Origin of the sequence: Hydrogenophaga sp., assembly GCF_041633695.1 — a bacterium.
Lineage (GTDB): Bacteria > Pseudomonadota > Gammaproteobacteria > Burkholderiales > Burkholderiaceae_C > Hydrogenophaga.
In genome coordinates this window covers 1-7,329 of the sequence record NZ_JBFJMY010000201.1, presented here as the reverse complement: position 1 = coordinate 7,329, position 7,329 = coordinate 1, and the positions used below count along the sequence as shown (strand labels likewise).

The following is a 7,329-nucleotide window of genomic DNA, read 5'->3' as shown; positions in this document are numbered from 1 at the left end:
GGGCTCAGCAGAGCGTCGATGGGCTTGAGGTCGTCCGCTGCCAGTTGCCCGCTGGCTTGCTTCAAGCGCAGACTGCCCAGCAACACGTTGTAGCGGGCCCGGGCGAGATCGCGCTTGGTTTGGAACAACTGGCTTTGGGCGTTGAGCACGTCGATGTTGATGCGCACGCCCACCTGGTAGCCCAGCTTGTTGGCATCGAGCGCGCTCTGGCTGGACGCCTCTGCCGCTTCCAGCGCCTTCACCTGGCCCTGGCCGGACAGCACGCCAAAGTAGGCCGCGCGCACGGCCTGGCCCACGCCACGTCTCGCGGCATCGAGGTCGGAGCGCGCCTTGTCTTCCAGCGCCAGGGTTTCTTTGACCCGGTTCTGGATCGCGTAGCCGGCGAACAGTGGCATGTTCAATTGCACGCCCACACTGGCCGTGTTGTTGCGCACATTGCCTGGGATGGCGGCCACACCCGAAGGCGCGCGGGCGACCTGGTATTGGCCCACGAGGTCGACGGTGGGCTGGTGACCGGCCTCGGCTTTGCGGGTTTCCAGGCGGGCGATTTCCAGCCCTTTGGCGGCTTGCAGAATCGATGGCGACGCCGCTTCGGCCTGGTTGACCCAGGCTTGCGGATCGGCAGGTTGCAGCGCGGGCAGGGCCACGGGTGCGGCCAGCGGTTTGGGTGCCACACCGGCGCGCCCCACCAATTGGTCCAGCGCCAGGCGCTTGACGCGCAAATCGTTTTCGGCGGCGATTTCCTGGGCCAGCACCAGGTCGTAGCGGGCCTGGGCCTCGCGCGAGTCGGTGACGGTCGAGGTACCGACTTCAAAATTGCGTTTGGCGGCGGCGAGCTGCTCGGCCACGGCGGTTTTTTGAGCCTGCACAAAAGCCAGGGTGTCTTGGGCGGCCAGCACATCGAAATAGGCCTGCGTGCTGCGCACGATCAGGTCTTGCTCGGCTGCGCGCAATTGCGCGGTGGCGATCTCGACGCTGCGCTGACCCTGTTCGTAGGTCAGCTGGTTGGCGGGCCGGTACAGCGGTTGGCTGGCCGAGAGCGTCACGCTCTGGTTGTTGCTGTTGCTGTCGAGCGCGGCCACACTGCTGTCGCGCCGCGCCCAGTTGGCGGCGGCGGCCAGACCGGCCTGCGGCAGCAGACCCGCTCGGGCTTGTTCTGCTTTGGCCAGGTTGGCTTCGTACTGCGAACGTGCCGATAAAAAGCTGGCGTCAAAACCGCGCGCGGTTTCAAACACCTCGGCCAGGCTCTGGGCCTGCACCGCGGTGCTCGCTCCCAGCGCCATCAAGATGCCCGCCGCCAACCGGCTCAGGCCGAGCAGGTGGTGGGCAGGGTGGGGCTGGGCTGAACGAGGCGGCATGGAAGTTCCTTGGGGTAGGGCGGAAAAATGCGGGCAGTGCGTGGAGCTGAACTGGCGGTCAATACACCGGTACGCTGGGGTCGAATTCCTGCGACCAGGCGTTGATGCCGCCGTGGATGTTGACCACCGAGGTGAAGCCTTGGTTCATGAGGAATTGCGCCACCTGGGCGCTGCGCGCGCCGTGGTGGCACAAGCAGGCGATCGGGCGCTCCTGGTCCAGTTCGGCGTGGCGCTCGGGCACGCTGCGCATGGGCATGGCCAGCAGTTCAAAGCCCTCGGGTTTGACGCTCGAGGTCTGCAGCTCCCAGGGCTCGCGCACGTCCAGCACCAGCGGCAGTGGGCCGCCGGCTTGCGTGGTTTGTTGCAACCAGTCCTTGAGTTGGGCGGGGTGGATGGCGATCATGGGGCGGGCCTATGTGTGTGGAGGTGGCGCAGCGGGTGCGGGTCGGGCTTGGGACTTCGGAGTTAGAAGTGGAAGCGCGAGGGCTCGGGGAAATTCTGCAGGCGTGGGACGATGGTGTCCCAGGGCTGGACCGTCTGATACGACGCGTCACCGGTGCGGGTCACGATGGTGGCGCGCATGACGGGCTCGTACCCGACGATGGCCGCGAGGCGACCGCCCTTGGCCAGCAGCGACAACAAGGCCGCGGGTATCTCGGCCACCGATCCGCTGAGCAGCACAACGTCGTAGGGTGCTTCGGTGGCGCAGGCCGCGAACTGGTTGGCCGCTGCGTCGGCGCAGCGCACGTCGACATTGAGCATGCCGGCTTGTTGCAGATGGGCGCGCGCGGTACGGGCCAAAGCTTCGTCGATCTCGAGCGAGACCACACGTTGCGCCAGGCTGCCCAGCAAGGCCGCCATGTAGCCGCTGCCGGTGCCGATTTCCAGCACCTTGTCGGTGGGCTGGACCGCGAGCTCTTGCAACAGGCGGGCTTGCACCCGGGGCGCGAGCATCACCTGGCCTTCGACGGCGGGTTGTGTCAAGGGCAGTTCCATGTCGGCGAATGCCAGATTTCGGTGGGCGGTTGGCGCGAAATCCTCGCGCGGCACCTGCGCCAACAAGGCCAGCACCTGGGCGTCCAGCACCTCCCAGGGCCGGATCTGTTGCTCGATCATGTTGAAGCGGGCCTGGTCCATGCTCAGGGACGACGGGGTGGCGGTTGCAGTCATGGTTTCATACTCCGGTGGGTACATTGTCCGATCCTGATCCATTTTACCGAGGGTCGGTGAGGGCTTGAGACGGTTCAGGGGTGGCGGGCGCAGGGCTCAAGCCCAGGCGTTTGCGCACCCAGTTGGCCAGATCGTCCATGTAGCAGTAGACCACCGGCACCACCACCAGCGTCAGCAGCGACGAGGTGATGACGCCGCCGATCACGGCCTGGCCCATGGGGGCGCGCTGCTCCGATCCTTCGGTGAGGGCAAAGGCCAGAGGCACCATGCCAAACACCATGGCCAGCGTGGTCATCAAAATGGGGCGCAGCCGCACCCGGGCCGCCATCAGCAGAGCGGCTTCGCGCGCCAGCGGCGCCGCGCCATCGAGCCCGCGACGCGCGCGGATGGCGAAATCCACCAGCAAGATCGCGTTCTTGGTCACCAGACCCATCAGCAAGACGATGCCGATCACCGAGAACATGCTCAGGGTGGAGCCGAACATCAGGAGCGTGAGCACCACGCCGATCAGCGTGAGTGGCAACGAGGTCATGAGTGCCAGCGGCTGCAAGAAGCTCTGGAACTGGCTGGCCAGAATCATGTAGATGAAGATGATGGCCATGACCAGTGCCGACACCGCGTAGCCAAACGACTCCTGCATGTTCTTGGTCGAACCGCCGAACTCGTAGCGGTAACCGGGCGGGAAGCTCATGCCGTCCAGGGCTGTGCGGATCTCGTTGGACACATCGCCCGCCGAGCGGCCATACACGTTGGCGTTGATCGACACCTCGCGGTTCAGGTTGCGCCGGTTGATCTGGTTCGGGCCGATGGATTCCGTGACATCGGCGATCTGGCCCAGGCGCACCACCCGTGCGCTGCCGTCGCTGGCGGTGCCGACCACGAAGGGCAGTTGCAGCAGGTCGGCGGTGCGCTCGCGCATCTCGGGCGCGAGCCGCACGTTCACGTCGTAACTCTGTCCGTCCATGGCACGCCAGTTGCCCACGGTTTGGCCCGCGACCAGGGTGCGCAGGCTGCTCGCGACGGCGCTGGTGTTCAGGCCCAGGTCCGAGGCCAGTTCGCGGCGGATCTGCACATCCACGGTCGGCTTGTCGGGCTTGACGCTGGCGTCGATGTCGACCAGGCCCACGATGGGGCGTATGCGCTCCGTCACCGCTTGGGTGAGGCGCTCCAGCTCGGCGAGGTCGTCGCCCTGGAGCGAAAACTCGATTTGTTTGTTGCCACCCACCGAATCGAGCAGACCCGCATGGGTCACGGTGATGCCGGGCACACTGCGCAGGCGCTCGCGCAACTGGGCCGACATGGCGTCGGCGCTCAAGCTGCGCTGCTTGCGGTCCACCAAGCGTATGAACACGTTGGCGTAGATTTTTCCTTGTGCGTTGCCGGTGTTGATGGTCGAGAGCGTGTAGTCCACTTCTTTGAACCCGCGCAAGATGGCTTCGACTTCGCGCGTTTTCGCTTCGGTCGCCTGCAGCGAAGAACCCACCGGCGTGTGGAAGGTGAGCGAGGTTTCCGAGAAGTCGGCCTTGGGGACGAACTCGGTGCCCAGCAGCGGCACGATGAACAGGCTGCCGACAAAGGTGGCCAGTGCCAGTGCCAAGGTGGCGAGCTTGTGCTGGAGCGACCAACGCAGAGTGCTTTGGTAGACCTCGACCAGATCGTCCTGCATGCGGTCGAACCAGCCGGTCACGCGGCCAATGGTTTTGTCGTAAAGCGTGACCGGTTCGGTGCGTTTTCCGTGTTTGTCGATCTCAGGGTCGTGCCAGATGCTGGAGAGCATGGGGTCGAGCGTGAAGCTGACAAACATGGAGATCAGCACGGCGGCCACCATGGTGATGCCGAACTCGTGGAAGAACTTGCCGATGATGCCGCCCATGAAACCAATGGGCAGGAACACCGCCACGATGGACATGGTGGTGGCCAGCACCGCCAGACCAATCTCTTGCGTGCCATCCATCGCCGCGTTATAGGGCGTTTTGCCCATTTGCACGTGCCGCACAATGTTCTCGCGCACCACGATGGCGTCGTCGATCAGCAAACCCACCGACAGCGTGAGCGCCATCAGCGTGATCATGTTGATGGTGAAGCCAAACAGGTTCATCACAAAAAACGTGCCGATCAACGCGATCGGCAGCGTGAGGCCGGTGATGACGGTGGAGCGCCAGGAATTCAGGAACAGAAAGACGATCAGCACCGTCAGCAACGCGCCTTCGATCAGCGTGCGGCGCACGTTTTCGACCGATACGCGTATCGGGCGCGAACCGTCGGCAATCGGCTCCAGGCGCACGCCAGGCGGTAGCTCGGCGCGCATGCCGTCCATGGCGGCTTTCAAACCATCGGTGACGGCGATGGTGTTTTCGTCTTGCGCCTTTTGCACTTGCAGCAGCAAGGTGCGTTCGCCGTTGTAGAGCGCCAGGTTCTCCACTTCTTCGATGCCGTCGCTCACCCGCGCCACCTGCGCCAGCGTGATGGCACTGCCACCCCGGCGCGCGACGATGATGGATTCAAAGTCCTTGGGGTTTTTCAAACGCGAGAGCACTTGCACCACGCGTTCGCGCTCCCGGGTCTTGAGCGTGCCCACCGGCAAGTCCTGGTTTTCGCTGCGCACCGCGCTGGTGATCTGTTCGGCTGTGACGCCCAGGGCCTGCATGGCGCCGGGGTCGAGGTCGATGTTGATGGCCCGGTGCGAACCGCCCACCAGCGTGACCGAGCCCACGCCGGGCACATTTTCCAGCCGCTTCTTGAACACTTGTTCGGCCCAACTGGTGAGTTCCACCGCAGTGGGCAGCTTGCGCGCCGCGTCGGGCTGCGTGGCGGTGGTGTCCGGCAATACCGCCACCGACCAGATCGAGCGGCTGGCCGGATCGAAGCGCAGCACGCGCGGCTCTTTGACTTCGGTGCGGAACGAGGGGCGCAGGATGGCGACTTTTTCGCGCACATCGTCGGCGGCCTTGCGCCCGCTCACGTCCAGTTTGAATTCGATGATGACGGTGGACTGGCCTTCGAAGCTGCGCGAGGTCAGGGCGTTGACGCCCGAAATGGCGTTGACCGCTTCTTCCACCTTTTCAGTGACCTCGGTCTCCACAATCTCCGGTGAGGCGCCGGGGTAGTCCGTGACCACGACCACCACCGGAAAGTCGATGTTGGGGAATTGATCGACCTGCAGGCGCTGAAACGAGAACAGGCCCAGCACCACAAAGGCGATCATCACCATCGTGGCGAAAACGGGGTTGCGCAACGAGACCTGGGTGAACCACATGGCGGTGCTTTCTCAGCGCGTCGCCGTGGCCGCGTCGGCACCAGCGGCGGCGTCGGCCCCACCAGCAGCTGCGTCAGGCGCATCGGGCATGCGCACGGCGGTGCCGGCCCGTATCAGGCCGGCTTGCGAGCGCAACACAGGGGTGCCAGCGGGCACCTCGGTGAGCGCGACCATGGGCTCGGTGTCCACCAAGCCGCGTACCGTCGCCGCCACCGTCACGTGTTCCACCACGCCAGCGCGCACCACTTGCACATAGGGCTGCGGTTTGTCGTTGCGCACGGTCGACAGCGGAACCGCCAGCGCCGACCGCTGGCCGGTCACGATCTGGGCCTGCACAAACAGGCCTTGGCGCATGCCCATGGCGGGCGGCACCTTCAAATAGACCAGCACGCTGCGGCTACCGGCTTGCACACTGGGGCTGATGCGCGCCACTTGCGCCTCCACGGTTTGCGCCAGACCTTCCACGCGCAAGTGGGCTTTTTGCCCGACTTGTACCGATGCCGCATCGGCCGGGGAGAGCGCGGCTTCGAGTTCGAAGCTGCTCAGATCCACCACCTCCAGAATGCGCGCATCCAAGCCCACACGCTCGCCGTTTTGCACCAGCCGCGCGGCGACCTGGCCGCTCAAGGGCGAGCGCAACACGGTGTCGGTCAGCGCTTTGTGCGCGATCGCCAAGGCCGCCAAAGCGGCCTGGTGGTTGGCTTCGGCGCCATCCTGGTTGGCGCGGGCGGTTTCCAGCGCCGTGTTTGAGATGAACCCCTGACGCACCAGCGACTGGTTGTTGTCCAGCGTGCGCCGCGCGATGCTCAGCTGCGCCTGGGCCGACTGCGCTTGTTGCTCGGCTTGCCGCACGCGGGCCTGGGCCTCGGTGCTGTCCACGCGGGCCACCACCTCGCCAGCACGCACCGTGTCGCCCTCGCGCTTGCTCAAGCCCTGCAACTCGCCCACCGCACGCGCTTTGATGACCGCCGACTGCATGGCCTTGAGCGAGCCCGAGGCGCTCACCGTTTGCGCCAGTTGCTGCTCTTGCACCACTACCACATCTTGTGGTGTCAGGGCGTATATGGGCGCTTCTTTCAAGCTGGCTGCGGCCTGCTGGGCCGCCTCTTGCAGGCTCTTGCGTTTTTGCAGCGTGCGGGCCGCACCCAGTCCCAGCGCCACGATCAAGGCCGCCAGCAGCACCCACTTCAACCACGGGCGGCGGGGGCGGCTGGAATCCATGTCTGAAACGGTGTTCATGTCTGAAGCGGTTTGCGTGGGGGTTTGGGCGCCGGTTGGGCGCTGGGCAGATGGTCGGGGCGGACCTTCATGCCGTTGAGCAACAAATCCACCTGGCTGTTGATGAAGCCGATGGGGTCGAGCTGTTCGGCTGCTGCGCAACAAGGCGTCATGGCGTGTTTCCACATCAGCAGAAAAATCATGGGTGCGATCAGGCTGTAGATCGCAAAGTCCATGTTCATGGGGCGCAGTTCACCGCGGTCCACGCCGCGCTGCAAGATGCGCCGTATCAGCTCGTTGCCGGGCTGGATCACCTCGTCCTGGTAG

At 65.0% G+C, this 7,329-nt stretch carries 5 protein-coding genes and 1 pseudogene; all 6 read right to left on the bottom strand.

The features are described 5' to 3' along the window. Nucleotides 1-1,358: TolC family outer membrane protein (locus tag ABYB95_RS13245; protein ID WP_372659031.1), on the bottom strand; the 1,358-nt coding region annotated here is incomplete at its 3' end. A gap of 58 nt (nt 1,359-1,416) precedes the next feature. After that, nucleotides 1,417-1,761, bottom strand: coding sequence for a rhodanese-like domain-containing protein (locus ABYB95_RS13240; protein WP_372659030.1), 345 nt, complete (start codon nt 1,759-1,761; stop codon nt 1,417-1,419). Between the two features lie 62 nt (nt 1,762-1,823). Then, complete coding sequence (locus ABYB95_RS13235; RefSeq protein WP_372659029.1) at nt 1,824-2,528, bottom strand: protein-L-isoaspartate O-methyltransferase; 705 nt, start codon at nt 2,526-2,528, stop codon at nt 1,824-1,826. Nucleotides 2,529-2,571: 43 nt separating this feature from the next. Beyond that, complete coding sequence (locus ABYB95_RS13230; protein ID WP_372659028.1) at nt 2,572-5,784, bottom strand: efflux RND transporter permease subunit; 3,213 nt, start codon at nt 5,782-5,784, stop codon at nt 2,572-2,574. 12 nt (nt 5,785-5,796) lie between these two features. Further along, nucleotides 5,797-7,023 (bottom strand): efflux RND transporter periplasmic adaptor subunit, encoded by a 1,227-nt coding sequence (locus ABYB95_RS13225; protein ID WP_372659027.1) that lies wholly within the window; start codon nt 7,021-7,023, stop codon nt 5,797-5,799. After that, nucleotides 7,020-7,329 (bottom strand): annotated as a pseudogene (locus ABYB95_RS13220) (TetR/AcrR family transcriptional regulator); the annotation flags it as partial. The pseudogene ABYB95_RS13220 and the gene ABYB95_RS13225, both read right to left, overlap by 4 nt.